Below are 22,715 nucleotides of genomic sequence, written 5' to 3'. Positions count from 1 at the left end.
GTAGACGCGCTTTGCGCGGGTGGTTCGGCGCGGCGTCGTCCCGGTTCCGACCTACAGCCCTGGCGGTGGATGATGAGCTTTCCCTCCGGATTCGGCGGTCAAGATCCCTTCGCCGATCTGCTCAACCGGTTCTTCGGCATGTCGCCGCGCACCTCGCCGCCCGCCGTGCAGCGGGTGCCGATCGGGCGGCTGCTCACCGAGTCCGCCACCGACCTGATCAGCCGCGCCTCCGCTCGCGCCGAGCAGGACGGCAGCGCCGACCTGGACACCGAGCACCTGCTCTGGGCCGCCACCCAGGTGGACGCGACGCGCAGGCTGCTGGAGCAGGCCGGTGCCGAGCCGGACCACCTGGCCGGGCGGATCGCCGAGATCCTGCCCGGCGAGAGCGAGCAGCCCTCGGCGAACCCGGGCCTGACCCCGGCGGCCAAGCGGGCGCTGATCGGCGCGCACGCCCGCTCGCAGGCCGTCGGCGCCTCCTACATCGGCCCGGAGCACATCCTCGCCGCGCTGCTCGACGATCCGGACGCGGCCGCGGTGCGGATGCTGGACTCCCAGGAGATCAACACCGATCGGCTCCGCGACCGCGTCGAGCGCTCCGCCGCGGCGGAAGGCACCCCGGCCGCGCCCAGCAGCGAGACGCCGACCCTCGACGAGTACGGCCGCGACCTGACCGCCGAGGCGCGCGCGGGCAAGGTCGACGTCGTGGTCGGCCGCGGCGACGAGATCGAGCAGACCGTGGAGATCCTGTCCCGGCGCAGCAAGAACAACCCGGTGCTGATCGGCGAGCCCGGTGTCGGCAAGACCGCGATCGTGGAGGGCCTCGCGCAGCGCATCGTCTCCGGCGACGTCCCGGAGACCCTGCAGGACAAGCGGGTGGTCGCGCTGGATATGACCGGGCTGGTGGCGGGCGCCCAGTACCGCGGCGAGTTCGAGCAGCGGCTGAAGAAGGTCATCGACGAGGTCCGCGCCGCGGAGGGCTCGGTGATCATGTTCATCGACGAGATGCACACCGTGGTCGGCGCGGGTGCGGCCGAGGGCAGCATGGACGCGGGCAACATCCTCAAGCCCGCCCTGGCGCGCGGTGAGCTGCACGTCGTCGGCGCCACCACCATCGACGAGTACCGCAGGCACGTCGAGAAGGACGCCGCGCTGGAGCGGCGCTTCCAGCCGGTGATGATCCCGGAACCGACGGTCGAGGAGACCATCCAGATCCTGGAAGGCCTGCGCGACTCCTACGAGGCGCACCACGGCGTGCGGTTCACCGACGACGCGCTGGCGGCCGCGGCGACGCTCTCCGACCGCTACATCAGCGACCGCTTCCTGCCGGACAAGGCGATCGACCTGATCGACCAGACCGGCGCCCGCGTCCGGCTGCGCACGCTGCACCGCAGCACCGGAACCCGCGAGCGGGAGGACGAGATCGCCAAGCTGCGGCGGGAGAAGGACCAGGCGGTCGCCGCCGAGGAGTTCGACCGGGCCGCCGAGCTCAAGCACCGGATCGAGGTCGCCGAGGGCGAGCTGGCCGGGATCGCCGAGCGGCGCGAGGGCATCACCGACGTCACCGTCCAGGACATCGCCGAGGTGCTCTCCAAGCGCACCGGCATCCCCGTCTCGCAGCTGACCGAGAGCGAGAAGGAGCGGCTGCTGAAGCTGGAGGAGGCGATGCACGACCGCGTCGTCGGCCAGGACGAGGCGGTCACCGCGGTCGCCGAGGCGGTGCGCCGCAGCCGGGCCGGGATGGGCGACCCGAACCGGCCGATCGGCTCGTTCCTGTTCCTCGGCCCCACCGGCGTCGGCAAGACCGAGCTGGCCAAGACGCTGGCCGAGATGCTCTTCGGCGACGAGCACCGGCTGATCCGGTTCGACATGAGCGAGTTCCAGGAGCGGCACACGGTGTCCCGGCTGCTCGGCGCCCCGCCCGGTTACGTCGGCTACGAGGAGGCCGGGCAGCTGACCGAGAAGGTCCGCCGCCAGCCCTACAGCGTGCTGCTGTTCGACGAGATCGAGAAGGCGCACCGGGACGTGTTCAACGCCCTGCTGCAGGTGCTCGACGACGGCAGGCTCACCGACGCGCAGGGCCGCACCGTGGACTTCCGCAACACCGTGGTGATCATGACCAGCAACATCGGCGCCCAGCGGATCCTGGCGCACGAGGGATCGGTGGAGGAGATCCGCGACCAGCTGATGGACGACCTGCACGGCGGCTTCGCGCCGGAGTTCCTCAACCGCATCGACGACATCATCATCTTCCACCGGCTGGCGGAGGACGACCTGGCGCACATCGTCGACCTGCTGCTGGACCGCAGCGAGCGGCTGCTGCGCGCGCAGGAGGTGGACCTGGAGGTCACCGACGACGCCAAGCGGTGGCTGACCAAGCGCGGCTACCAACCGGAGTTCGGCGCCCGGCCGCTGCGCCGGACCATCCAGTCCGAGCTGGACAACCGGATCTCCAAGCTGCTGCTCGGCGGCGAGGTCCAGCCCGGCGACACCATCCTGGCCTCGGTGGAGGACGACGAGCTGATCTGCACCCTGGCCCGGCCCTCGGTCCCCGAGCAGCAGTCCGGCGCCAGGGAGCAGCAGGCGACCTCGGTCTGAGCTTCACCCGGACTGATGATCTGCGGGTTCGAGCACTGCGGTGGAGCGGAGGGCGTGCGGAGGATGGTCCATGAGCGTCTATCCCGAAGAAACCGCGGACCTCGGGCAGCGGCTGGCGAAGATGGCGTGGCAGTCGATCCTGGTGGTCGGCATCTGCTCGCTGGTGGTCGGCGTGCTGGCGCTGGTGTGGCCGGCCGCGACGCTGTTCGTGGTGGGCGTGCTCTTCGGCGTCTACCTGCTGGTCAGCGGCGTGCTGCAGATCGTCGCCGCGTTCGGCACGCACGGATCGGTGGCCATCCGGGTGCTCGCGTTCGTCAGCGGTGCGCTGTCGATCCTGCTCGGGCTGCTGTGCTTCCGCGGCGAGATGCAGTCGATCCTGTTCCTGGGCCTGTGGATCGGGATCGGCTGGCTGTTCCGCGGCGTCACGGAGATCACCGCGTCGGTGGCCGACCGGGACATGCCCGCGCGCGGCTGGCAGATCTTCCTCGGCGTCCTCACCGCGCTGGGCGGGGTGGTGCTGATCGTGTCGCCGCTGGCCTCGGTCGCGCTGCTGGTGCTCTTCGGCGGCATCTGGCTGCTGGTGGTCGGCGTCGTGGAGATCATCACCGCGTTCCGCATCCGCGGCGCGGCCAAGCGCTTCGCGGCGGACTGACTTCCGCCGTCCGGGCGTGCGAGCGGGTGGGGTGCGCCCGGCAGGCGGACGGGCCGGTGCGGTGGGCGGGGATGCCACCGCACCGGCCCGGTTCTCTGTCGGAGGTGGGCGCGACGATCCTGCCGGGTGCGCGAAGCGCGCCTAGCCTGCAATTGCCGAAAGCCCGAGCAGAGGGGGATTTGCCGTGTCTTCTCGTCTCAACCCGTACATCAGCTTCGACGGGACCGCCCGTCAGGCGATGGAGTTCTACCAGCAGGTCTTCGGCGGGAACCTGCAGGTCAGCACCTACGGCGACGCCGGAGCCAGCGATGTGCCGGAAGCCGACAAGATCATGCACTCGATGCTGGAGACCGACAGCGGCTTCACGCTGATGGCCTCCGACCTCCCGCCGGGCATGGAGCACCGGCCGGGCAACAACATCTCGGTGAGCCTCACCGGCGACAGCGACGAGGAGCTGCGCGGCTACTGGGCGAAGCTCTCGGCGGACGGCGTGGTGGCGGTCCCGCTGGAGAAGCAGATGTGGGGCGACGTCTTCGGCATGTGCACGGACCGCTTCGGCATCACGTGGATGGTCGACATTTCCGCTGGCTGAGTGCCGTGAGCGTTTTGGGGTGCCATAGCGCCCCAAAACGCGCACGGCCAACCCACCACTGAACGGATCCCCACCGCCGAGCGCGCGTCCCGGCCAGCTCGGGTCAGGAGCGGTCGCGGCGGCGGTAGGCGAGGCCTGCCGCGATCGCGCCTGCGATGGCGCTGGCGCCGAGCATCGAGTTCAGGCCGATGCGGGCCGCCTTCCGGCCGGTGCGGAAGTCGCGGACCTCCCAGGCCCGGGCGCGGGCGATGTCGCGCAGCCGCTGGTCCGGGTTGACCGCCACCGCGGTGCCCACCACCGACAGCATCGGGATGTCGTTGGCCGAGTCCGAGTAGGCCGTGCAGCGGCGCAGGTCCAGGCCCTCGCTGGCGGCCAGCGCGCGCACCGCGTGCGCCTTGGCCCGCCCGTGCAGCATCTCGCCGACCAGCTTGCCGGTGTAGACGCCGTTCGCGCTCTCCGCGACCGTGCCGAGAGCGCCGGTCAGGCCGAGGCGGCGCGCGATGATCTGCGCCAGCTCGACCGGCGTCGCGGTCACCAGCCACACCCGCTGCCCGGCGTCCAGGTGCATCTGCGCCAGCGCCCGGGTGCCCGCCCAGATCCGGTCGGCCATCAGCTCGTCGTAGATCTCCTCGCTGAGCTCCACCAGCTCGGAGACCTTGCGGCCGGCCACGAACGACAGCGCCTGCTCGCGGCTGGCCTGCATGTCCTGGTGGTTCTCCCGGCCGCCGACCCGGAACTTCAGCTGCTGCCAGGCGAACCCGGCCAGGTCGGTGGCGGTGAGGAACTTGCGGGCGGCCAGCCCGCGGGCGAAGTGGAACAGCGAGGCGCCCATCATCATCGTGTTGTCCACGTCGAAGAACGCCGCCGCGGTCAGGTCGGGCGGAGCGGCCAGCGAACCGTCCGGGCCCGGAGCCGCGGCCACGGCCGCCTCGGCCGAGGCGCGTCCGGCCACCTTCGCGCTGTCGACCTGCGCTTGCAGGCCGCGCTGGTCCGCGCCATCGGCCGAGCCCTGACGTGTCGGCACCGCCGCGCCTCCCTGGGGGTCCTCCGGAGCGTTCGTGCGAAAGTTCCTGGTTCTCGCCGGTGGGCCATCCGGCTCAGCAGACCCCTAGCTTAGAGCCTCCCGGCAACCACCTTTGCGCACCTCCGGCGGGCGCGGCAACGCCCTCAGCGGAGGTCGTCGGGCAGCAGCTGCGCGAGGCGGCGGATCGCGCGGTGCTGCAGTGCCTTCACCGCCCCTTCGTTGCGCTGCATCGCGATCGCGGTCTCGGTGACGGACAGGCCCTGCAGGAACCGCAGCCGGATGCATTCCCGCTGGTCGGGGTTGAGCTGGCGGACGCAGCGCAGCAGCTCGTGGTGGGTGGCCTCGGTGAGCACGTGCTGCTCGGGGCCGAAGTGCGCGCGCTGCGCCGGGAGGTTGTCGGTCCAGTCGGCGGTGGGGACCTCCAGCCGGTACCGGCTGGACTTGATGTGGTCCAGGATCAGGTTCTTGGCGATGGTGATGAACCAGGCGGCCACGTCGCGGCCCTGGTAGCTGATCGAGGCGATCCGGCGCAGCGCGCGCAGGAAGGTCTCGCTGGTGATGTCCTCGGCCAGGCAGTGGTCGCTGACCCGGAAGAGCACGTAGCGGTAGACGGTCTGGGCGTACTCGTCGTAGAGGTGCCCGAAGGCGTCGTTGTCGCCCTGCTGCGCGGCGCTGACGTAGGCCCAGCTCCCCGGTCTCGGGGCGGGCGGCTCGACGCGGCGGCGGGCGACTTCCGGGGCGGGGGGTGCGAGCGCGTTCGGGCTGCTCATCTCGTTGCGACCTCCTGCCGTCGTTGGCGGACCGGTCCTGGTGCTCGAAGGGACGCACCGGGTTCGGCGTCATGTCGCGGTGTCCTTCGGACACCCGCCTCCGTCGCGGAGCGAGCAGTCGTTCGTGGCGGTGTCGGGTCGCTCGTTCGGGAACTGGGTTGCGCCGGGGGCGTGGGCGTTGGAGCAGCATACGTGTTGTTACTCAGAAGTAGGTAGTGCAACGCGGTGATCGTCCGGCTACGCATCGTGTTCGCCGCTGTCGCGAAGGTTCGCTCTGCGAGGTGATTTTGGACACTTGACCAGCGGGATTCGGGATGCGGTCCGCCACCGCCGGCTGGGTACCGTGGAGCCTCGGAAACCGGCCCGAATCTCTCCCTGGAGCGGCGGTATGCACCAAGTGACCGTGATGACCCGAGACGGCTGCCACGCGTGCGACGACGCGATCTCCGACGTGCGGCGGATCTGCGCTGAGCTCGGCGTCGCGTGGTCCGCGGCGGACGTCGACGCCGACGGGGAGCTGCGGGCGGAGTACGGCGACCGGGTTCCGGTGATCTTGATCGATGGAGTCGAGCACGGCTTCTGGCGGGTCGAGGAGGAGCGCTTCCGCCGCGCGCTGGCGCGCTGAGCGCGATGTTGCCCGGCGCGATGCCCGTCACGTGCCCCAGACCACGCGTTTTGGCACGTCGGGGGGCTATCGGCAATGATGGCGGGGAAGGTTCGCGTCTCCGGGGCACGACGGTCGCAGCGACTTTGTGCATGCGTTCACAAGTGGTTACGGTGTCACTGGTCCGACCGCCGGAATCCCGGTGCGGATCAGCGGACCAGGTGCCACCCGCGGCGCCGGGACGATGCCGCCGAGGTGCGAACCGGTCGGCGTCGGTGCTCCCCGCCTGCGGAGGAAGTCGGGAAGTCGACGGCCGCCCGCGGCGGAGCGCGCGGGTGGACAGGTGAGCGAGCAGTACGGCGAGGGAGATCCAGCGTGACGGCCCACGGAGCGGACGTGCAGGACGGAGACGGGCAGGCCCGGACCGAGTCCAAGCAGTCGGTCGAGGTGCCCGCGGCCCGGGAGCGGGCCCGCGCGATCCCGGAAGCCGCCGTCGCCCGCCTCGCGGTCTACCTGCGAGCCCTGTCCGCGCTGGCCGACCAGGACGTCACCACGGTCTCCAGCGACGAGCTGGCGGTGGCGGCGGGCGTGAACTCCGCCAAGCTCCGCAAGGACCTCTCCTACATCGGCTCCTACGGCACCCGCGGCGTCGGCTACGAGGTGTCGGTGCTGGTCGGGCAGATAGAGCGGACGCTCGGCCTGACCCGCAAGCACAGCGTGGCGGTGGTCGGGATCGGCAACCTCGGTCACGCGCTGGCCAACTACGGCGGCTTCCCGAGCCGCGGCTTCCCGGTGTCGGCGCTGTTCGACCTGGACCCCGACCTGGTCGGCGTGCCGGTCGGCGGCATCCCGGTCAGCCACATCGACGACATCGTCGAGGTGTGCGCGGACCGCGAGGTCACCATCGGCGTGATCGCCACGCCCGTGCAGGGCGCCCAGGAGGTCTGCGACCGTTTGGTCGCCGGGGGCGTTACGTGCATTCTGAACTTCGCACCCGTCGTGCTGCAGGTCCCCGAGCACGTCGAGGTGCGCAAGGTCGACCTGGCGGTGGAGATGCAGATCCTGTCGTTCCACGTGGCCCGGCGTCAGCAGGAGGCCGCGGCGCAGTCCGAAGTGGACGGCGCGGACACCGGTCCGCCGGGCTCCGGCGAACAGGTACCAGGCGAGGTCGAATCGGCGAACAGGATGGTGGAACGGCTGTGAACCTGCTCACCGTCGGGATTTCCCACCGCAGCGCCCCGGTCCGGGTGCTGGAGCGGGTCTCGATCAGTGGCGACGAAGTCCGCAAGGTGCTCGACGAACTGCTGCAGCAGGACCACGTGTGCGAGGCCTTCGTGATCTCGACCTGCAACCGGGTCGAGGTCTACGCGATGGCGGAGACCTTCCACGGCGGCCTGGACGACGTCAGCTCGGTGCTGGCCCGGCACGCCGGTGCGGAGTTCCGCGACCTGTCCGACCACCTCTACGTCTACTACGCGGGCGCCGCGGTCGAGCACCTGTTCTCGGTCGCCGCCGGCCTGGACTCGATGGTCGTCGGCGAGGCGCAGATCCTCGGCCAGCTGCGGCAGGCCTACGGCACCGCGGACGAGAGCGGCACCGTCGGCAAGACGCTGCACGAGCTCGCCCAGCAGGCGCTGCGCGTCGGCAAGCGAGTGCACAGCGAGACCGGTATCGACGCCGAAGGCGCGTCGGTGGTCTCCGAGGCGCTCGCCGACGCCGAGGTCGCGCTGGACGGCCTGGCCGGGCGCAGCGCGCTGATCGTCGGCGCGGGCTCCATGGGCGGCTTGGCCGCCGCGCAGCTCAAGCGCGTCGGCATCGGCGAGGTCGTGATCGCCAACCGCACGCCCGCCAACGGCGAGCGGCTGGCCGAATCGCTGCGCGCCGACGGCGTCGCCTCGCGCACCGCGGACCTCAGCGACCTCTCCGGCGCGATCGCCGCCGCCGACCTGGTGGTGGCCTGCACCGGCGCGATCGGTGCCGTGGTCACCGAGGACCTGGTCGCCGCGGCCCTGACCGAGCGCGACGGCCGCCCGCTGCTGTGCTGCGACCTCGGGCTGCCCCGCGACATCGACGCCGCGGTGGCCGAGCTGCCCGGCGTCACCGTCGTCGACCTGGAGAGCCTGCAGCAGCGGCTCTCCGAGCGGCAGGGCGGCAACGAGTCCGAGCGCGCCGCCCAGATCGTCGCCGAGGAACTGCGCGGCTACCTCGCCGCGCAGCGCTCGGCGGAAGTGACCCCGACCGTGACCGCGCTGCGCAAGCGCGCCGCCGAGGTGGTGGACAGCGAGCTGCTGCGGCTCGACTCGCGGCTGCCCGAACTCGACGGCGGCGTCCGCGACGAGCTGGCGCGCACCGTCCGCCGCGTGGTGGACAAGCTGCTGCACGCCCCCACGGTCCGGGTCAAGCAACTCGCGTCGGTGCCCGGTGGAGCCGGTTACGCCGACGCGCTCCGAGAGCTCTTCGAACTCGATCCGCAGACCACCGCGGTGCTCGGATCCCCGCAGGCCGACGAGGTCCTGCCCGGGACGACCGTCGCCCAGGCCCGCAAGCACGATCGAGCGGCACAAGACGGGGAGGACCGTTGAACAAGACCCTCCGCATCGGCACCCGCGGCAGCGCGCTGGCGGTGGCCCAGTGCTCCTGGGTCGCCGAACAGCTGGAGCAGGCGGGTTACCCGACCCAGCTGATCACCGTGAAGACGCCCGGCGACCTCTCGATGGCGCCCATCGCCGAGATCGGCGTGGGGGTGTTCACCTCCGCGCTGCGCGAGGCGCTGGCCTCCGGCGAGGTGGACGTCGCGGTGCACTCCTTCAAAGACCTGCCGACCGAACCGGACCCCCGGTTGTCGCTGGCCGCCGTCCCGGTCCGGGAGGACCCGCGGGACGCGCTGGTGGCACGGGACGGTCTGACGCTCGGCGAATTGCCCCCGGGCTCCGTCGTGGGCACCGGTTCGCCGCGCCGCGCCAGTCAGCTCCGGGCCCTGGGCCTGGGGCTGGAGGTGCGCAGCATCCGCGGCAATGTGGACACCCGCCTGCGCAAGGTGACCGACGGCGAGCTGGACGCCGTCGTGCTCGCCCGCGCCGGGCTGGCCCGCGTGGGCCGGCTCGAGGTGATCACGGAAACGCTCGATCCACTGCAGATGCTGCCCGCGCCCGCTCAGGGCGCGCTCGCAGTGGAATGCCGCGTCGACGACGTGGACACCGAGCACCTGCTGCAGTCCGTTCTGGACGATCAGGCCAGCCGCGCCGCGGCGGCCGCCGAGCGCGGCATGTTGAACGCGCTCGAAGCGGGCTGTAGCGCGCCGGTCGGCGCGCTGGCCGAAGTGGTGGAGGACCTCGACGAGGACGGGCGCGTGGCGCTGCGGCTGTCCCTGCGCGGGGTGGTGGCGGCCGACGATTCCCGTCTGGTCCGCGCCTCCGCCACTGGTGAGACGACCGCCGCTGACCAGCTGGGCCGCGATCTGGCCGCCCAGCTGATCGAAGCCAGGACCGCACTGCTCAGCGGCCCTGGCAGTAGTTGATGGGGAGTGCCCTGATGACCCGAGCACGCAAGACCCCCGGACGGATTGCGTTCGTGGGCTCCGGTCCCGGTGACGCCGGCCTGCTCACCGTTCGGGCCCGGGATGCGATCACCCGTGCCGCCCTGCTGGTGACGGATCCGGACGTACCCGCCGACATCGTCGGGCTGGCCGCGGACGGCGCCGAGGTGCGCCCCGCCGTGGGCGACCCGGCGGACGTGGCCAAGGACCTGGCGAACGAGGCCTCGATCGGGCGCGGTGTGGTGCGCCTGGTTGCCGGTGACCCGCTGACCGCCGACGCGGTGGTCCGCGAGGTCCAGGAGGTCGCCAAGACCGGTGTCGCGTTCGACGTGGTTCCCGGTGTCGCCGGTGGCAGCGCGGTTCCGGCTTACGCCGGTGTCGCGCTCGGCGCCGCGCACACCGAGGTGGACGTCCGCGGCGACGTGGACTGGCCCGCCCTGGCCGCCTCGCCCGGCGCGCTGGTGCTGCACACCGCGGGCAGCCACCTGGCCGAGGCCGCTTCGCGGCTGGTCGAGCACGGCAAGGCCGCGACCACGCCGGTCGCGGTGACCGCCTCCGGCACCACGGTCCAGCAGCGCACCATCGACACGACGCTGGCCTCGCTGGCCGCGGACGCCGGTGAGCTGCAGGGCCACCTGGTGGTGACCATCGGCGACGTCGTGTCCGAGCGCGGCAAGCTCTCCTGGTGGGAGTCGCGGGCCCTGTACGGCTGGAAGGTCCTGGTGCCGCGCACCAAGGAGCAGGCGGGCGTGATGAGCGACCGGCTGTGGTCGCACGGCGCCGTCTCGCACGAGGTGCCGACCATCTCGGTCGAGCCGCCGCGCAGCCCCGCGCAGATGGAGCGCGCGGTCAAGGGCCTGGTCGACGGCCGCTACCAGTGGGTGGTGTTCACCTCGGCCAACGCGGTCAAGGCCGTGTGGGAGAAGTTCGGCGAGTTCGGCCTGGACGCGCGGGCGTTCTCCGGCGTGAAGATCGCCTGCGTCGGCGAGGCCACCGCGGAGCGGGTGCGCGACTTCGGGATCATCCCGGAGCTGCTGCCCTCCGGTGACCAGTCCAGCGAAGGCCTGCTGCAGGACTTCCCGCCGCACGACGACATCCTGGACCCGGTCGACCGGGTGCTGCTGCCGCGCGCGGACATCGCCACCGAGACGCTGTCGGCCGGTCTGCGCGAGCGCGGCTGGGAGGTCGACGACGTGACGGCCTACCGCACCGTCCGCGCCGCGCCGCCGCCCGCCGACACCCGCGAGATGATCAAGACCGGTGGCTTCGACGCGGTGTGCTTCACCTCGTCGTCGACGGTCCGGAACCTGGTCGGCATCGCGGGCAAGCCGCACGCCCGGACGCTGGTGGCCTGCATCGGCCCGAACACGGCGGAGACCGCCAAGGAGTTCGGCCTGCGGGTCGACGTCCAGCCCGAGGTCCCCCGCGTGGAGGACCTGGTGGACGCCCTGGCCGAGCACGCGGCCCGCCTCCGCGCGGAAGGCGCCCTGCCGCCCCCGCGCAAGGCCAAGCGCGCTCGCCGCAGCTGATCGACGGTGTGAAGGGCACCTTTCGCCAACTGACTTGGCGGAAGGTGCCCTTCACCTTTTCCCGATCGTGCGGGCGAAGGCGCGGGCTTCGGTGGTGAAGGCGGCGTGCTTCGCCGCTCGGTCGGTGCGGAAGTCGTAGCCGGTTCGGTCGGTCTCGTGTTCGGGGTCGTCGAGTTCGTCCATGTCGAGGTGGGTCAGGAAGGCGACCAGTTCGGGGCGCGTGGTGCTCGTCGCGGCGAGCTCTTCGCGGGCGCTGGGCGGGAATCCGCTGGAGTAGCGGGCGCCGTGGTACTCGTCGACGATGCCGAGGAAGATCGCGTCGAGGCCGGGGAACGATGCCGGGTCGGCGATGTCGGGCGGTAGCGGTGCGCCGTACTTCCTGGCCCGTGCGTTCCTGCAGTCCTGTTCGAGGTCGAGTTCGAGCAGGTGCTGCGCCGCTGCGGAGGTGGCCAGGTCGGTCAGGCCGTCGTCGCCGATGACGTTGTCGTGCAGGTTCAGCTCCCAGAGCTGCGGCAGCACGGGCCACGCGGCGAGCGCGCGTGCGCCGCGGGAGCCGATGCTGTTGTAGGCCAACGAGATTCCGCGGAGCACGGGTGCGGAGCTGGTCGCGGTGAGGGCTTCGACGGCGTCGTCGTCGAGACCGCATTCGGAAACGTCCAGGGTTCGCAGGGTCCGCCAGATCGGCGCGTTCTCCAGCGTTGCGGGCCAGGTGCCCATCGGATTGCGCGCGAGGTCGAGGGAGCGGAGCTCCGGCAGCTGCATCAGCGTGACGAGGCCGTCCACGCCGAGTCCGGTGGCCGCCAGGTTGAGGTGCTTCAGCTTCGCGGCGTTGGGGGATGCGGCCAGCGCCTCGGCGCCGAGGTCGCCGATCGGCTGGACCTCGGGGTGCTCGTAGTACGGCGAATCGCCCTTGCGGCCGCTCAGGTCGAGGTGTTCCAGCGCGGGGAGCCGGGCCGCCGCCAACTGCCGAGCTCCGGCCGGACCGAGCCGGTTCCGGCTCAGGTCGAGGTGCCGCAGGCGGGGGAAGGAGCCGAACGCGCATGCCGTCCGGTCGGTGGCGACGAGGTCGGTGAGCACCAGCTTCTCGATCCGCTCCGGATCGACCTCCTCGAGGACGGCCGCGATGGTGTCGTCCCCGATGGGCAGCAGTTCGAGCGTCAGTTCCGTCAGCTGCCGCAGCACGCCGATGGCGTCCACACCGCGAGCCCCCAGCCCCTCACGGCCGCGCGGCAGCTGCGTTCCACGCACCGCGAGACTGCGCAGGTTCGCGAGGTCCGCGTGCGCGAAGAACGCTGCGCACGCCTCGTCGTCCTGCTCGATGACGTTGCCGAAGTGCGGCTCGAACGGTGCGCGTCCGTCCATGCCGCAGCGGAATCCGATCGCCAGGCGTTCGAGCTGGGCGAGCTCTGCGCATCTGGCCAGGTCGTCGGCTTCCTCGGCGCTGAGCACGAGAACAGCAGCGGAGCGCAGGTCCGGAACGAGGCCGGAACGCATCAGGTGGGCCAGGTCGGATGCGCGCAGACCGGCGTGGCGCAGCCGCCACGGCGGACCGGCGACGGGGCGCAGCGGTGGCTTCTCGAAGTTCCGCACGTCATCGTGGAGGCTGATCAGGTCGAGCGATTCGAGCTGTGCGACGAGCCGGGTGCCGGCGAGTTCCGCGAGCGATCCGGCGTCCTCGTCGGTGAGGCCGTCGACGCGGACCGATCGCAGGTTCGCCCAGCTGGCCGCGGTTTCGGCCAGCGCCGCGAGTTGATCTCCGGCGTAGCTCCCCAGGTCGAGGTGGGTCACGCCGCGCACTTCCGGCTGGGTGCGCGGATCCGGCAGCGGGAGCTTTCGGACCCCGCTGCGCGTCGGTTCCAGCACGAGCGACCGGACGAGCGGCCAGGTCGGCTTCGAGCGGCCGGAATCCAGTGCGGCGAGCCAGGACCACGGTGCTTCGCGCACCGCGTCAGGCCACGAAGCGAGATCCGGCGGGCTGTCCGCGTGGTCGAGCGCGGCGCAGAGGGCGCGGAACGCGAGCTTGCTCGGCGGGCCCTCCAGGATCTGCTCGACGGCGCTCGGCGTCAGGTCGAGGAAGGTGTCGTGCTTCGCGTAGTGGTCGAGGGCGCGGACGTAGTCCTCGGTGCTCGCGGACGGCTTCTGCCTCGACACCGAGCGCACCACGTCGGCGAACTGCTCACCCGAGTACAGGAAGTCCAGGTGCTGCGCCGATTCGGGGTGGATCTCCTCGTCGTCCTCGACCTGCGGGTAGTCGGCGAGGTGGTAGTGGCCGTCCGCGGTCAGCGAGTCGCCGTACAGGCAGAAGTCGTCGTGCTCCGGGTGCGCCTCCAGCTCCGCGATGATGTCGCGCAGGCTGTGGGCTCGGTCCTTCTGCAGCACGGTTCTCCTTGTCTTGGTGGTCCGTGAGCGGTTTGGGGCGCTATAACACCCCGAACCGCTCACGGGCCCTGAACTTGCGCCGCGCCGGGCGAGTGCGGCGTTGCCGACCTGCGCGGATGCCAGGATCTTCGCACCACTCGGCAGCTACCGATCACGGGTGCGGGAGGAGGAACGAAGACCTCCGGCGCTTGCCCGAGGGGCAGTGGCTGTCCGGGCTCGAACGGCGGGTTCTGCTGCGGCGGTCGTCACAGCGACGCTTCGCGATCTTGACCTCTACATTAGTGGAGGTTGGAGGCTGTACGCGTACCGACCGGAGAATTCGGTTGGCGTGCAGCCGCATCCGCGGCAGTGAGGAGACCGTCATGAGCCCCCAGGTCGCAGGTGTCGCGGTTGCCCAGGAAGACGTGGACGCCATCGTCGCGCTGGTCGCGGGAGTCGAGCACGCCCAGCAGAACGCGCTTCCGGATGCGTTCATGAGCGCGTTCCGCGAGGACGCCATCTGGACCACCGCCCACGGCAAGCGGCTGACCGGCTTCGAGGAGATCAGCACCTTCACCCACAAGGTGCTGCCCGGCACGATCGAGCTGCCGCTGACCGCTACCTACGAGGCCGAGCACATCCTGTTCATCCGCCCCGACATCGCCGCGGTCAAGGTCCGCCAGCGCCCGGTCACCCGCGACGGGCAGCCGCTCGACGAGGTGTTCCGCGGGCATGACGACCCGGCTGCCCTGGTGGCGGAGCACCCCGACGCGGTGCCGGGCACGCCGATGTACGTGCTGGCGAAGGACGGTGGTGAGTGGCGCGTCGCTGCTGCGCAGAACACCAAGGTCCTCGATCCCGAGACGCTCGCGGCGATCTGATCGTCGATGTGGCCTGCTGGGACCCGTGAGCACTTCGTGGGGCTATAGCAACAGAAGGTGCTCACGGGCTCAGACCGCGCCGAGGAAACCGGGGTCGGTGTTGTCGAACTGGCGGGCCGTGTCGCGGGCCAGGGCGATGACCTCGGCCATCGGCACCGGCTTGCGCTCGATCACCTCGGGCCAGCCCCTGGCTTCCGCCGACCACAGCGGCGGGAAGCAGGACATGCCCTGGGCGGCGGTCATCGCCCGGACCTCGTCCTGCCAACCCGGCCAGCGCTCGCCCGCGTAGAACTCGTCGAGGGCGCCCGAGAGGGTCCAGGACAGCCAGTCGGCATGGCCGATGCCGAGCGCTTCCCAGCTGAGCGAGGCGGGCACGAAGTAGATCACCTCGCCCGGCGAGCCGGGCCGTGCGTGCTCCTGCGGGGCGGCTCCGTTGATCGCGAAGACACCGCCCAGGACGTCGTGGGCGATGATCAGGGCGGTGGCCCGCCATTCGGGATCGAATGCCTTGGGGAAGTCGTTGACCTGCGCGAATCCGGCCAGCTCCGGCTGATTTCCGGCCGCCGGACTGCCGAAGGTGCGCAGCCAGCCGTGGTCGAGGAGCAGGCCGCCGCAGTTCAGCGCGAAGCCCCCCAGGTAGGACCTCGCCGTCACCTGGAGCTGGAGCAACGTCGCCCGGCCCCGCCCGGGATCTACCGGTACGACCTCGGCCGGTACGGAGCTCACCGCCAGTTCCCGCTCGATCTCGGGCCACGCGGGGTCGGCGACGTCGGTCAGTTCGGTGAGCTCGCGCATGCCCGGATCGTCGCACCGCCCGGCCGCTACCGATCACGAGCGTTGCCGGTGATCGCTCCACTCGCCGTGGAAGTTCCCGGAGATCATCCGCGCCTGCGCCGAAGAACCGCGATGTGACCTACGTCTCCACCTCTCGGTCGGAACCCGCGAGCGCACGATGCTCGTCCAAACCCGAGAACTCCGCACCCGCTGGCAGGTGAAGGGCACCTTTCGCCCACTTGCTCGGTGAAAGGTGTCCTTCACCTCGTCCGGCCTGAAGCGCGGGTCGGGTAAGGGTGCGTCTCGGTGTGGTCCCTGATGTTCGCGCGGGTGCCGTCGGGGAGGGTGCGAGTGGACGAACCCGAAGCTGCCGTCGACGCGGCGGGCACGAGATCGACTAGGACGGACACGTGACAGACGCTGCGGACCTGATCCAGCAGGTCATGGCTTCGCCGTGGGTCTACCTGGCGTTGTTCGCGCTGGCCGCGCTGGACAGCGTCCTCCCGGTGATCCCCGGGGAAGCGGCTCTGGTCACCGCGGCCGTCTTCGCGACGTCCGGCGACCTGAACCTGCTCGTGATCGTGCTGGCCGGAACTGCCGGAGCGTTCGCAGGCGATCACCTGACCTATCTGATCGGGCGCAACTCGATCGGCCGGCTCCAGGCGCGGATCCGGCGACGGCCCCGTGGCCGCGCCGCGTTCGACTGGGCGACGACCACGCTCGCCGAGCGGGGCGGGCAGGCCCTGCTGACATCGCGGTGGGTGCCGGGAGTCCGGACCGCGACCACGATCACCATGGGCGGGGTCGGCTATCCGCTCAGGTCGTTCTCCCTGTTCGACGCCGCAGGGGCTGCGCTGTGGGCGACCAGCTGGTCGCTGATGGGCTACCTCGGCGGAGCCGCCTTCGGCACCGACCCGCTCAAGGGCCTGCTGTTCGGCCTCGGCCTGGCTGCCGCGCTGATGCTGCTCAGCGGCGCAGTCCGCCACGTCCGCCGCCGCATCATCGCCGCCCGGAAGCCGGTGAACGCGGACCAGCGCTCCGAACTCCCCGAGCTGTCCGAACGCGTCTAGCCGAGCCCGGTGGTCGGCGTGCCCAGGGCCGGGCGGTTCTCGGGTCGACCCTTCGGCGTCCGGTTCGTCGGGGTGGCTACGCTCGGGGCTGTTACCCCTGTCGAGCTGCTTGGGGAGCTGCTGGATGTATCCCTCGCACCGTCCGCGTCGGCTTCGCCGCAATCCGGCCCTGCGCCGACTCGTTTCCGAGACCTCCGTGGAGCCTCGGCACCTGGTCCTGCCGATGTTCGTGCGGGAAGGCATCGACGAGCCGTTGCCGATCGCTTCGATGCCGGGCGTCGTGCAGCACACCCGCGATTCGCTGCGCAAGGCCGCCGTTGACGCCGTCAGCGCCGGGGTCGGCGGGCTGATGCTGTTCGGCGTGCCTGCCGAGCACGACGCCGAGGGCTCGGGCGCGATCGATCCGGACGGGATCCTCAACGTCGCGCTGAGCGACCTGCGCTCCGAGCTCGGCGACGACACCGTGCTGATGGCCGACCTGTGCCTGGACGAGTTCACCGACCACGGGCACTGCGGCGTGCTGGACGAGGACGGCAACGTCGACAACGACCGGACGCTGCAGATCTACGGCGAGATGGCCGTCGTGCAGGCCCAGTCCGGGGCGCACGTGGTCGGGCCCAGCGGGATGATGGACGGCCAGGTCGGCGTGATCCGCGACTCGCTCGACGCGACCGGCTTCGCCGACACCTCGATCCTGGCCTACTCGGCGAAGTACGCCTCCGCCTTCTTCGGCCCGTTCCGCGAAGCGGTGGACTCGCAGCTCGAGGGCGACCGCAACACCTACCAGCAGGACCCGGCCAACGGCCGCGAAGCGCTGCGCGAAGCCGACCTGGACCTGGCCGAGGGCGCCGACATGGTGATGGTCAAGCCCGCCATGTCCTACCTCGACGTGCTGCGCGACATCGCGGGCGTGGCCGACGTGCCGGTGGCCGCCTACCAGGTGTCCGGCGAGTACTCGATGATCGAGGCCGCCGCGGCCAACGGGTGGCTGGACCGGCAGCGGACCGTGCTGGAGTCGCTGACCTCGATCCGGCGCGCGGGCGCGGACATCGTCCTCACCTACTGGGCCACCGAGGCCGCGCAGTGGCTGCGGGGCACCCGCGCATGACCGGACCGGGGCAGCAAGTCGACGCGTTCGGCCGGCCGGTGCCCGCGCCGGAGCCGCCGACGGCACCGCAGTCGCTGCTGGTGGCGCGGTGGCTGTGGATCGGGTCGGTGCTGATCGGCGTCGTGCAGGCCTTCATCCAGCTCGCCGACCGGTCGCGGCTGATCGGCGAGCTGCGCGCGGTGAACCCGGAGCTCAGCCAGCAGGACCTCGACTCCGCCGCCAACAGCGGGATCATGTTCGCGTTCCTGCTCAAGGCGCTGATCCTGATGGTGTACGTGATGCTCACCCGGCGGATGCTGGAGGGGCGGAACTGGTCGCGGATCGTGCTGACCGTGTTCGGCGGCTTCGGGGCGTTCAACGCGTTCATCACGGTGCTGACGGTGGCCGCCTTCGGCTCGGCGATGGTCCACGAGCTCACCGGCGTCGCCATCACCTGGGTCGAGGTGCTGTTCGCGCTGGTCGTGGCGGCTGTCGAAGTGACGGCGATCGTGTTCATGTTCCGGCCGGACGCCAACCGGTTCATCCGCGAGGCAGGCGAGCGCATCCGGCTCGCCAAGATGCGGCGCTGACGAATTGTCGCCTGCCCGGATGATTCCTAACCTGGGCAGGTGACCTCGCAGGAGCAGGATTCCGCGGCGCCGCGGCCGGGCACGGTCGACGGCGCGTTCTGGGCGGGCATCGCGGCCGTGGTGGTGGGGTTCGCCATCCTCGTCACCTCGTTCCTGATGGTGTCGGACGCCGAGCTCCAGCTGGTGATCGAGGAGTCCGCGGCGCAGGGCCAGCCGCTCAGCCCGGAGCAGGCGCGCGCCGTCTACACCGGGGTGCTGGTGCTGGTCACCGCGATCGTGGCGATCATCGCGGCGCTGTGGATCATGTTCCTGCTCTTCCTGCGCAAGGGCCGGAACTGGGCCCGGATCGTGATCACCGCGGTGGGCGCGCTGTGGATCCTGCTGACGCTGCCGTCGGTCACCGGCGGTTCGGTCGGCGGTGCCGCCGCGGCCCTGCTGGCGGTGCTGCAGGTGCTGACCGTCGCGGCGACCATCGTGCTGGCCTACCTCGCGCCGTCGAACGAGTACTTCCGGCGCTGAGCAGTGCGACAGCTCTCGGCTTTCCGGAACCGGTGGACCGGGGCCGATCACTTCTCTACTGTCCACTTGTGACATCGCCGCAGAACCCCTGGCCGCAGGGGCCGAACCAGCAGTTCGCGCCGCAGCAGCCCCAGCAGTTCGGCCAGCAGCCGGGTCAGCCGCAGCAGTTCGGTCAGCCGCAGCCGCCGCAGCAGTTCGGCCACCCGCCGCAGCACGTCGCGGTGCCGGGGAAGCCGCCCGGCTCGGTCGCCCTCGCCAGCTGGCTCGGTGCGGTGTGGGCGCCGCTCTCCGCGCTGATCGGCATCGTCGGGTTCGCGATCACGACGATGACGATCCTCGACTACGGGCTGGCGGTGCTGCCGATCCTGATCAACGGCATCGTGATGCTCGGCGCGACGGTGTGCGCGGTGCTCTGGGTGGTGTTCGGCGGCGGCGTGCGGCGGGGACGCAATTCGGCGCGGATCACGCTCTCGGTGCTCGCCGGGCTGTGGCTGGCGCACACCCTCTACTCCACCGTGATGTTCCTGCTGAGCTTCGGCGGCAATTTCGGGATCATCGGCAGCAATCCGATCCTCTTCCTGAACATCGCCAACCTGCTGCTGTCGCTGGTCGTGCCGGTCGTGTTCCTGGTGCTGGTGTTCGGCAAGCAGGCGAACGCCTATTTCAAAGCGATGTCGGTTCGGTGAGTTCGGCCAACCAAGTGGACAGCGAGTGAGTCCGCTTCATACTGTTTGCCGGTGACTTCACCGCAAAATCCTTGGCAGCAGGGCGGGTACCCGCAGGGCGGTACGCCGTCCGGCGGCTTCCCGCAGCAGTACCCGCAGGGCGGGTACCCGCAGCAGAACCCCTACGCGGCGCCGCCGGTGCCCGCGCAGGAGATGAACCAGGTCCCGCGGCCGATCACCGTGGAGATCGCGTTCTGGATCGCCATCGCGATGCCGCTGCTCGTCACGGTCCTGTCCGTGGTGAGCTACATGATGGTGCAGGGCGCGCTGAACGACGCCCTCACCAGCGCGACCGATCCCGACATGCCCGCCGAGTTCCAGTCCGGGATGTCCTCGATCGTCAACGGGATCATGCTGTTCACCTTCATCTTCGTGACGGTGATCTACCTGATCCTGACCGCGCTGTGGATCCTGTTCGGCTTCAAGATGCGGGCCGGCCGGAACTGGGCGCGCATCACGCTCACCGTCTTCGCCTCGATCTGGCTGCTCAGCAGCATCATCAGCCTGATCCAGGGCGGCAGCGTCACGACGGCGTCCGCCGACGTGCCGGAGTTCGCGCTGCCGTCGTCGTACTACGTGATGGTCTACGTCCAGGCCGGGCTCGGGCTGCTGTCCATGGGCGCGTTCATCGCGCTGGTGTACCTGAAGCCGTCGAACTGGTACTTCAACGCGGCTCGCCGCCCGTACTGATGGCAACACCTCGACCGCTGCGCTTCTCCGTCGTCCTGTGGTGGACGGTGGCGATCCTCCTGCTGCTGCAAGCCGGGCTGATGTGGTCCGGCCGGGCCGAGCTCGTGCAGCAGCTGGCCGTGCAGCAGCAGTTGCCGCCGGCCGACGCGGCCGGGCGCGCGCAGCAGATGATCCTGGCCAACACCGGGATCGCCGTCGTGCTCGCGGCGGCCTATCTGGGGTTCGGGGTGGCGCTCTTCAAGCGGCATTCGTGGGCGCGGATCGGGTTGTCCGCGTTCGCGCTGCTGCACCTGGTGCTGGTGCTGGGATCGGGCGCGGTGTTCAGCGTGCACACGATCCTGCTCGTCCTGGGGGGAACGGCTGCGGTGTTGTTGTGGCGGGCGCAGAGCACGGAATGGCTGACGGGTGAGCGATGAGCGAACCGGTGCTGTACTCCGAACCAGGTAGCAGCTGGTGGCCGGTGCTGTGGGGGCCGGCGTTCGCGCTGCTGGGCTTCGGCGTCGAGGCGTTGACGCCGGGCCCGGTGAGCCCGTGGACGTGGTTCCTGACCGGAGGGCTGCTCGCCGTCGCGGCGGCGGTCTGGGTGCAGGGCAGGCGCCGCCTGGTCTCGGTGCGGCTGACCCCGGTCGAACTTGCGCTCGGGCGCGAGGAGATCGAGGTCAGCCGCATCTCGGCGGTGACCGACGTGGGCGCGCCGGTGGGTGCGCGGGTGCTCGGCGGGGCCTGGACGGTCCCGAAGGGGACCGGCGAGGTGCCGATCCGGATCGACGGCGACAAGGTCGTCCTGGCCTGGGCGAAGGACCCGGCAGCCCTCTCCGCCGCCCTGACCGGGCTCGTCGAGAAGTAGCCCGCTGGGCGGGCGGCGGTCAATTTCGTACGAAATTGACCAGGGCCCTGCGGGCAGGGGCGTGGGTCGCTGAGGGTCGTGAGACGCTTCTGCGCGTGACCACTCCGGAACCGTGGCCTGCGGACGGGCCGAAGTTCAGCGCCGAGGAGCTCGAACGCGACGAGCCGCGGGGCGTCGTGCACACGCCTTGGCGGGCCGCCGTGGCCGGGATCGAGCTGGTCCTGGTCGTCGCGCTGGTGGTGGCCGGTTGGTGGGCGTGGCAGCAGGGCATCCTCCTGATCCAGCTGCCCGGGCCGAAGGGCGCGATCGACGTGGTGACCCGGTCGATCGGCAGCTGGCAGGCGTCCGCGGTGGCCGCGATGACCCTCGCCGGTCTGCTGCTGCTCGACGCGATCCGGCAGGTGGCGCTGGCCGTGCGCGCTCGCCGCCGGTAGTCGGGGTGAGCCCGGTCACCGAGCCGGGCCTGTCAGACTGGGAGGCGTGACAGCTTCTGCGAACCCCGCATCGAACCCGAATCACGATCCGGCTCCGCGGTCGCGGCAGCTGTTCGACCGCGCGCAGGCGGTGACGCCGGGCGGCGTCAACTCGCCGGTCCGCGCCTTCCACTCGGTCGGCGGCACTCCCCGGTTCATGGTTCGCGGCGAAGGCGCCCACCTCTGGGACGCCGACGGCAACCGCTACGTGGACCTGGTGTCCTCGTGGGGACCGATGATCAACGGGCACGCGCACCCCGACGTGGTCCGCGCGGTGCAGGAGGCCGCCTCGCACGGCCTGTCCTTCGGCACCCCCGGCGAAGGCGAGATCGACCTCGCGCAGGAGATCATCGACCGCGTCGAGCCCGTCGAGCAGGTCCGGCTGGTCAACTCGGGCACCGAGGCGACGATGAGCGCCGTCCGGCTGGCCCGCGGGTTCACCGGCCGCCGGAAGATCGTCAAGTTCGCCGGCTGCTACCACGGGCACGTCGACGCGCTGCTGGCCAGCGCCGGATCCGGGCTGGCGACGCTGGGGCTGCCGACCTCGCCGGGCGTCACCGGCGCGCAGGCCGCCGACACCGTCGTGCTGCCCTACAACGACCTCGAAGCCGTGCGGCAGGTCTTCGCCGAGCAGGGCGACGAGATCGCCTGCGTGATCACCGAGGCCGCGGCGGGCAACATGGGCGCCGTCGCGCCGCTGCCGGGCTTCAACCAGGGCCTGCGCGAGATCACCCGCGCGGCCGGGGCGCTGCTGATCATGGACGAGGTGATGACCGGCTTCCGCGTCTCCCGCGCCGGCTGGTTCGGCGTCGACGGCGTCGCCGGTGACCTCTACACCTTCGGCAAGGTGATGTCCGGCGGGCTGCCCGCGGCGGCCTTCGGCGGCCGGGCCGACGTGATGGCGCGGCTCGCCCCGTCCGGGCCGGTGTACCAGGCGGGCACGCTGTCCGGGAACCCGGTCGCGGTGGCCGCGGGCCTGGCGAACCTGCGGGCCGCCGACGCCGAGGTCTACGCGGCGCTGGACCGCAACAGCAAGCGGCTCGGCGACCTGCTCGGCTCGGCGCTGACCGAGGCCGGTGTGCCGCACCAGATCGCTTACGCGGCGAACATGGTCAGCGTCTTCTTCAGCGAGACGCCGGTGCACGACTACGAGCAGGCGCAGGCCCAGCAGACCTGGCGGTTCCCGCCGTTCTTCCACGCGCTGCTCGACCGCGGCGTCTACGCCCCGCCGAGCGCGTTCGAGTCGTGGTTCGTGAACGCGGCGATGGACGAAGCGGCGTTCGAGACGATCGCCGAAGCGGTCCCGCACGCCGCCCGCGCCGCCGCGGAGGCCACGAAATGAGCGGCCCTGAATCACGGTCCCGAGCCCTGCGCAACCGCACCTCAGGGGAACGTGACGC

General features: G+C 71.1%; 23 protein-coding genes. 19 read left to right on the top strand and 4 right to left on the bottom strand.

Annotation, left to right across the window (positions count from 1 at the left end; translation table 11 throughout):
• The first annotated feature begins 72 nt into the window (after positions 1-72).
• The 3 genes from OU416_RS33865 to OU416_RS33855 all read left to right on the top strand — a co-directional run bounded on the left by OU416_RS33865 (position 73) and on the right by OU416_RS33855 (position 3,839).
• Positions 73-2,595 (top strand): ATP-dependent Clp protease ATP-binding subunit, encoded by a 2,523-nt coding sequence (locus tag OU416_RS33865; RefSeq protein ID WP_270931153.1) that lies wholly within the window; start codon positions 73-75, stop codon positions 2,593-2,595.
• Positions 2,596-2,665: 70 nt separating this feature from the next.
• Positions 2,666-3,247, top strand: coding sequence for an HdeD family acid-resistance protein (locus OU416_RS33860; protein WP_270931152.1), 582 nt, complete (start codon positions 2,666-2,668; stop codon positions 3,245-3,247).
• 184 nt (positions 3,248-3,431) lie between these two features.
• Complete coding sequence (locus OU416_RS33855; protein WP_270931151.1) at positions 3,432-3,839, top strand: VOC family protein; 408 nt, start codon at positions 3,432-3,434, stop codon at positions 3,837-3,839.
• A 103-nt stretch (positions 3,840-3,942) separates the two neighbouring features.
• Here OU416_RS33855 and OU416_RS33850 read toward each other — a convergent pair whose 3' ends face one another.
• Together OU416_RS33850 and OU416_RS33845 are read right to left on the bottom strand one after the other, a co-directional pair.
• Positions 3,943-4,818, bottom strand: a complete 876-nt coding sequence (locus tag OU416_RS33850; protein ID WP_372907181.1) for an HAD family hydrolase — start codon at positions 4,816-4,818, stop codon at positions 3,943-3,945.
• Positions 4,819-5,006: 188 nt separating this feature from the next.
• Positions 5,007-5,633, bottom strand: a complete 627-nt coding sequence (locus OU416_RS33845; protein WP_270931149.1) for a sigma-70 family RNA polymerase sigma factor — start codon at positions 5,631-5,633, stop codon at positions 5,007-5,009.
• A 388-nt stretch (positions 5,634-6,021) separates the two neighbouring features.
• Here OU416_RS33845 and OU416_RS33840 point away from each other — a divergent pair, with 388 nt between their 5' ends.
• The 5 genes from OU416_RS33840 (at position 6,022) to OU416_RS33820 (ending at position 11,301) form a co-directional block, all read left to right on the top strand.
• Positions 6,022-6,258 carry a glutaredoxin family protein gene (locus tag OU416_RS33840; protein WP_270931148.1) on the top strand — a complete coding sequence of 79 codons (237 nt, stop codon included), beginning with the start codon at positions 6,022-6,024 and terminating at the stop codon, positions 6,256-6,258.
• A gap of 354 nt (positions 6,259-6,612) precedes the next feature.
• Positions 6,613-7,440 (top strand): redox-sensing transcriptional repressor Rex, encoded by an 828-nt coding sequence (locus OU416_RS33835; RefSeq protein ID WP_270931147.1) that lies wholly within the window; start codon positions 6,613-6,615, stop codon positions 7,438-7,440.
• The gene (locus tag OU416_RS33830; RefSeq protein ID WP_270931146.1) at positions 7,437-8,819 is read left to right on the top strand and encodes a glutamyl-tRNA reductase; all 1,383 of its coding nucleotides are present in this window, start codon (positions 7,437-7,439) and stop codon (positions 8,817-8,819) included. Before OU416_RS33835 ends, OU416_RS33830 begins: the two co-directional genes overlap by 4 nt.
• Positions 8,816-9,754 (top strand): hydroxymethylbilane synthase, encoded by a 939-nt coding sequence (hemC, locus tag OU416_RS33825; protein ID WP_270931145.1) that lies wholly within the window; start codon positions 8,816-8,818, stop codon positions 9,752-9,754. The genes OU416_RS33830 and hemC overlap by 4 nt, the downstream gene beginning before the upstream one ends.
• Before the next feature lie 14 nt (positions 9,755-9,768).
• Positions 9,769-11,301, top strand: coding sequence for a bifunctional uroporphyrinogen-III C-methyltransferase/uroporphyrinogen-III synthase (locus OU416_RS33820; RefSeq protein WP_270931144.1), 1,533 nt, complete (start codon positions 9,769-9,771; stop codon positions 11,299-11,301).
• Positions 11,302-11,352: 51 nt separating this feature from the next.
• Here OU416_RS33820 and OU416_RS33815 read toward each other — a convergent pair whose 3' ends face one another.
• Complete coding sequence (locus OU416_RS33815; protein WP_270931143.1) at positions 11,353-13,680, bottom strand: DUF7716 domain-containing protein; 2,328 nt, start codon at positions 13,678-13,680, stop codon at positions 11,353-11,355.
• A 362-nt stretch (positions 13,681-14,042) separates the two neighbouring features.
• Here OU416_RS33815 and OU416_RS33810 point away from each other — a divergent pair, with 362 nt between their 5' ends.
• Positions 14,043-14,540 carry an SgcJ/EcaC family oxidoreductase gene (locus OU416_RS33810; RefSeq protein ID WP_270931142.1) on the top strand — a complete coding sequence of 166 codons (498 nt, stop codon included), beginning with the start codon at positions 14,043-14,045 and terminating at the stop codon, positions 14,538-14,540.
• Between the two features lie 69 nt (positions 14,541-14,609).
• Here the strand turns inward: OU416_RS33810 and OU416_RS33805 are convergent, their stop codons facing one another.
• A complete protein-coding gene (locus OU416_RS33805) occupies positions 14,610-15,335 on the bottom strand; it encodes a DUF2625 family protein (protein ID WP_270931141.1) in 726 nt (241 codons plus the stop codon).
• A gap of 389 nt (positions 15,336-15,724) precedes the next feature.
• On the opposite strand from OU416_RS33805, the gene OU416_RS33800 reads away from it, so the two are divergent.
• The 10 genes from OU416_RS33800 to hemL all read left to right on the top strand — a co-directional run bounded on the left by OU416_RS33800 (position 15,725) and on the right by hemL (position 22,657).
• Entirely contained in the window at positions 15,725-16,384 is a 660-nt protein-coding gene (locus tag OU416_RS33800; RefSeq protein ID WP_270931140.1) for a DedA family protein, read from the top strand.
• A 124-nt stretch (positions 16,385-16,508) separates the two neighbouring features.
• The gene (gene hemB, locus OU416_RS33795; protein WP_270931139.1) at positions 16,509-17,492 is read left to right on the top strand and encodes a porphobilinogen synthase; all 984 of its coding nucleotides are present in this window, start codon (positions 16,509-16,511) and stop codon (positions 17,490-17,492) included.
• A complete protein-coding gene (locus tag OU416_RS33790; protein WP_270931138.1) occupies positions 17,489-18,061 on the top strand; it encodes a hypothetical protein in 573 nt (190 codons plus the stop codon). Before hemB ends, OU416_RS33790 begins: the two co-directional genes overlap by 4 nt.
• 39 nt (positions 18,062-18,100) lie before the next feature.
• Complete coding sequence (locus OU416_RS33785; RefSeq protein WP_270931137.1) at positions 18,101-18,580, top strand: hypothetical protein; 480 nt, start codon at positions 18,101-18,103, stop codon at positions 18,578-18,580.
• 68 nt (positions 18,581-18,648) lie between these two features.
• Positions 18,649-19,266, top strand: a complete 618-nt coding sequence (locus OU416_RS33780) for a hypothetical protein (protein WP_270931136.1) — start codon at positions 18,649-18,651, stop codon at positions 19,264-19,266.
• 51 nt (positions 19,267-19,317) lie between these two features.
• Positions 19,318-19,995 carry a hypothetical protein gene (locus tag OU416_RS33775; RefSeq protein ID WP_270931135.1) on the top strand — a complete coding sequence of 226 codons (678 nt, stop codon included), beginning with the start codon at positions 19,318-19,320 and terminating at the stop codon, positions 19,993-19,995.
• Complete coding sequence (locus OU416_RS33770) at positions 19,995-20,411, top strand: hypothetical protein (protein ID WP_270931134.1); 417 nt, start codon at positions 19,995-19,997, stop codon at positions 20,409-20,411. Before OU416_RS33775 ends, OU416_RS33770 begins: the two co-directional genes overlap by 1 nt.
• Positions 20,408-20,842, top strand: coding sequence for a hypothetical protein (locus tag OU416_RS33765; RefSeq protein WP_270931133.1), 435 nt, complete (start codon positions 20,408-20,410; stop codon positions 20,840-20,842). Before OU416_RS33770 ends, OU416_RS33765 begins: the two co-directional genes overlap by 4 nt.
• A 95-nt stretch (positions 20,843-20,937) precedes the next feature.
• Positions 20,938-21,276 carry a hypothetical protein gene (locus OU416_RS33760; protein ID WP_270931132.1) on the top strand — a complete coding sequence of 113 codons (339 nt, stop codon included), beginning with the start codon at positions 20,938-20,940 and terminating at the stop codon, positions 21,274-21,276.
• Positions 21,277-21,385: 109 nt separating this feature from the next.
• Complete coding sequence (gene hemL / locus OU416_RS33755) at positions 21,386-22,657, top strand: glutamate-1-semialdehyde 2,1-aminomutase (protein WP_372907182.1); 1,272 nt, start codon at positions 21,386-21,388, stop codon at positions 22,655-22,657.
• Positions 22,658-22,715: the final 58 nt, after the last annotated feature.

Source organism: Saccharopolyspora indica (genome assembly GCF_027853965.1).
GTDB lineage: Bacteria > Actinomycetota > Actinomycetes > Mycobacteriales > Pseudonocardiaceae > Saccharopolyspora > Saccharopolyspora indica.
The sequence above is the reverse complement of the archived record's forward strand: the minus strand, read 5'-3'. Positions and strand labels throughout refer to the sequence as shown.

Bases quoted from the DNA above. Each gene is read 5' to 3' on its own strand.
- OU416_RS33805 (WP_270931141.1), bottom strand. From the start codon at position 15,335: ATGCGCGAGCTCACCGAACTGACCGACGTCGCCGACCCCGCGTGGCCC.
- OU416_RS33845 (WP_270931149.1), bottom strand. From the start codon at position 5,633: ATGAGCAGCCCGAACGCGCTCGCACCCCCCGCCCCGGAAGTCGCCCGC.
- OU416_RS33860 (WP_270931152.1), top strand. From the start codon at position 2,666: ATGAGCGTCTATCCCGAAGAAACCGCGGACCTCGGGCAGCGGCTGGCG.
- OU416_RS33865 (WP_270931153.1), top strand. From the start codon at position 73: ATGAGCTTTCCCTCCGGATTCGGCGGTCAAGATCCCTTCGCCGATCTG.
- OU416_RS33820 (WP_270931144.1), top strand. From the start codon at position 9,769: ATGACCCGAGCACGCAAGACCCCCGGACGGATTGCGTTCGTGGGCTCC.
- OU416_RS33790 (WP_270931138.1), top strand. From the start codon at position 17,489: ATGACCGGACCGGGGCAGCAAGTCGACGCGTTCGGCCGGCCGGTGCCC.
- hemB (WP_270931139.1), top strand. From the start codon at position 16,509: ATGTATCCCTCGCACCGTCCGCGTCGGCTTCGCCGCAATCCGGCCCTG.
- OU416_RS33770 (WP_270931134.1), top strand. From the start codon at position 19,995: ATGGCAACACCTCGACCGCTGCGCTTCTCCGTCGTCCTGTGGTGGACG.
- OU416_RS33765 (WP_270931133.1), top strand. From the start codon at position 20,408: ATGAGCGAACCGGTGCTGTACTCCGAACCAGGTAGCAGCTGGTGGCCG.
- OU416_RS33810 (WP_270931142.1), top strand. From the start codon at position 14,043: ATGAGCCCCCAGGTCGCAGGTGTCGCGGTTGCCCAGGAAGACGTGGAC.
- OU416_RS33840 (WP_270931148.1), top strand. From the start codon at position 6,022: ATGCACCAAGTGACCGTGATGACCCGAGACGGCTGCCACGCGTGCGAC.